The organism is Candidatus Paceibacterota bacterium (genome assembly GCA_035452965.1).
GTDB lineage: Bacteria > Verrucomicrobiota > Verrucomicrobiia > Limisphaerales > UBA8199 > UBA8199.
In genome coordinates this window covers 1-3,396 of sequence record DAOTCE010000070.1, presented here as the reverse complement: position 1 = coordinate 3,396, position 3,396 = coordinate 1, and the positions used below count along the sequence as shown (strand labels likewise).

Here is a 3,396-nt window from a genome sequence, read left to right as displayed (position 1 = left end):
CGGGTGTGCATTGGACTCTAACCAACTAGTCAGTGCGCCCTGCCGGGCGCACCCATAAAAAAGGCACCTGCGCCTGCGCAGGTGCCTTTGAATACTGTTAACTCCTGATGATCAGTTCCTGCGAATGCGATAGAACTGAGTGGCACCACCCACGTTTCGCACCGCCTGGAACTGTCCGGGACCGGTGCTCGAGATGGTGGCCGCTATGTCACCAGGGCTGCTGCTCAGGTTGGCCGTCGTCTGCAGCATGAAGCTGGACGCGCTGTCGCCCGTGCCGGCAGTGAAGTTGATCTGGACTTGCGTGCCGCCATTGATTAGCTGGATGCCCGTGATGACCGGCTGGGTGGGCGCCGTCAAGGTCATTACCTTGAAGTTATCCACCAGGCCAAAGGACATTTCCGGGACATCGGACACGGCACCGCCAGTGCTAGCCCACAGGTCCTGGTATCCGACGAACACGTTGTTGCCGAAAGGCAAGGTGGTATTGGTCACGGTGGCAATCGGGATGCCGTCCATTGCCCAGGTCACCACGTCGCCCTCCTTCGTGATCACGACCGTGTGCCATGCCATGCCCGCGTTGCCGATGTTTGCCACACCGCTTTGGTTCGGAAACGCCGCCAATTGGTCTGCCGGCGCGCCATGGCCGCCCCACAGCGAATAGAACGGGTGCGTGCGTTGGCGAATGCCGCCGTCCGCCGGCCCGGTGCCCGCGGCGTACACCCCGGTGTCATCGTTCTGCAGGACGTTCCCGATAATGGCATTGTAATCGCCGACGGTGGCCCCGGCTGCTCCGTCGCCCGTGACCGAGAACCACACGCCATCCGCGTTGTTGAATCCCCCAAGCCACTGCACCACATCGCCAGCAGTGCCTACACCGGCATCGAAGTTCTGTGTTGAGCCCGGCCCGCCAGCGGGCATGGGGCCGTTATAATTGATCCACATGTCGAATTTCACCCGGTAGTCGCCAGTGTAGTTCCCCCCCAGAGGCGAAACGCTCAGGCCGTCAGTTTGGGGATCTCCCGATGGCAGTGCGATATTGCCGCAGCGCATGCGCAGACCTTTTGTCCCGCCGCCGGCCGGCGCCGCGGGAACTTTAGCAGTGGTGGAGTAATCCCAGGCGAAATCAACGAAGCCATCATCGGTGTTAAAGATGTTCGTTTGCCACAACGCCGAACTGTCGGTCTCGAAGTCATCGCTGAACAGGACCGTGCCCGGCGGGGGTTCATCATCCACCACGGTCGCGCTGATCTCGTCTGCCGTACCGATACTGTAACCGGTTCCGTCAGCAATTTCGGCGGTGGCGGTCTCAGCGCCTTCGTAAGCCTGGTCATTGATTGGGGTCAGCACCAGGTTCGCGGTCGCGGCGCCTGCCGCAACGGTGACACTTGTCGCGCCATTGTAGTCGGCGCCGCGCGTGGCGGTGCCGGAATAGGTCAGGTTGACCGTCAGCGCCGAAGTCAGCAACCCTTTGCGCACCACTTGGTGCGTCACCTTCGAGGGAGCGTAGCTCTCCAGGAGCTTCTTGGGTGCCGCCGAGCCAAATGAAACCTCCGGATCTTCGTTGTCCAGAATGGATATGGTCGCGCTGGCGGGCAGCACCACCGAATAGTTCGAGTTGGCCAATGGGCTTAGAATCACGGTCTCGGTCAACTCGGGGATTACATCCTCCTCAGTCGGAGCCAGAGTCACATTCACCGAACTGGCGAGGGCGGGGATCACGGCGATGCCGTCCAGCGTGGAGTAGTCAACCCCGTTGGTAGCCGTGCCGCTCACGGCGTAATAGACGGTTAGCGCTGATGCCGTGCTGCCCACGCGCGAAATGGTAAAGTTGACCGAAGGACCCGCTTCCGAAACCGTCGCTGTGCTCGCCGTGACGCTCACCTGTGCCGGAGGCCGGGTAACCTGGAACGTTGTCTGCGAGCCGTTAAAGGTTGTGGTGGCCACTGTGTAGCCGCCCGGCGACCAGAACCGCGCCCACTCGTCCGCGTTATCCACCGTGACCATGTTGCCGGCGGCGTCAAAGGCCAGGTCACGGATGGCGCCGCCTGCGTCGAACTGCTCAACGAAGGCGCCATCGGCCATTTTGAAGCAGTAAACATTGCCGTCGTTGGCGTGCCCATAGGCGGCCAACCCGTGCAGTTCGCTGATGTCTATGCCAAAGGAATACAGGTATATCGAGGTATCCGTGCCCCAGAGCACGTCATCATCCAGCGGCAGCACGCCGGCTCCATTGAACTTGGTGATTGCTGGCTTCTGGTTCAAATTGGCCCGGTAGGTGTTCATGTACCAGTCGCCATTGCTGTCGCGGGTAACATCGTAACTATAGTAGGAAGCGCCCCAGTAAGTGGGGCCGATAATCTGTGTGCCGGTGTCACCTGAAGCCGCCGTGGCGTTCGCCCCGAGGCTATACTGAATGAGGCCCTTGCGAGCCGTATCCGAGCCACGGCCATTGACAAGGTACAGCATGCGGTTGCCTGCGGCCTGCGTGCCCTCCACGTAGATGCCGTGGACATATTGGTTCGCCGTCCTGTTGGAGGCGTCAATCAACTGAGTCGCCGAGCTCATGTCCTCACTAAACTCCCAGGCCAGATCGTTCGCGAGATCCACGACGTAGAGGTGGTTGTCCGGACCAATGCAGCTCTTATACGGACCAGAGCCCCCCGGCGCCCAGCTAACTCCGCCGGTTGATGAACCGGCGTCCGTACCGTCGGCGTGCAGCATATAGACGGCGGTTGTACACTCACGACCCAGCCCTGTGGTGCCGACTCGGTCATTGGACACGTACACCTTGCCGAAGTTGGGGCTGCTCGGGTTCTTGTTGATTGAGACCCCGTATGGATGTTCAAAGCCCGTGACGTTCTGATTGTCGTCCACATACTGTGCCCAGCCCGGCGCATCGTTGCCGGTCACTTTGATCTGGAAGGTGGTGTGGCCGGCCATATTGAAGTTCTTCGGGCCGGCGGCAGGGGTAAGGGCTGGGGTCAACGTTGTGGTGCCATCCAGGATGACCTCCACGCTGGCGGCGTTTTGGTTCAGGATGAAAGTCACATCGTTGCCGGTCTTAACGACCTCCGTGGCATATGGAACGGCTCGGGCCACAAAGCTGGACAGCGCAATGGCCGCCAGCGCCAATACCAAACCGCGCAGGGTTGGTGAAATGAGGGATGTCTTCGTTATTTTCATAGCAGGCACTTTTGTTTGAGTTTATCCCCAACACCAGCGGCGGACCGCGTCCACTTGGTCTTGGGCCAGTTTTACAAACGCACGTTTATAACGCCGCGCTGGTGGTGTGCAAGACAAAAACTCAGACAAAGAACAGCGCGTATACATGAAGGCGCGCTAAATCGGGTAGGAGGTGAGGGTTAGAACCTCACCGTCCTCCCACACCACCGGACG

General features: G+C 60.2%; 1 protein-coding gene. It reads right to left on the bottom strand.

The genetic code is table 11. The features are described from left to right. Positions 1–111: 111 nt before the first annotated feature. The gene (locus P5205_22310) at positions 112–3,183 is read right to left on the bottom strand and encodes a Calx-beta domain-containing protein (protein ID HSA13095.1); all 3,072 of its coding nucleotides are present in this window, start codon (positions 3,181–3,183) and stop codon (positions 112–114) included. Between the last annotated feature and the right edge of the window lie 213 nt (positions 3,184–3,396).

Coding starts and splice junctions, on each gene's coding strand:
- P5205_22310 (HSA13095.1), bottom strand. CDS start 3,183: ATGAAAATAACGAAGACATCCCTCATTTCACCAACCCTGCGCGGTTTG.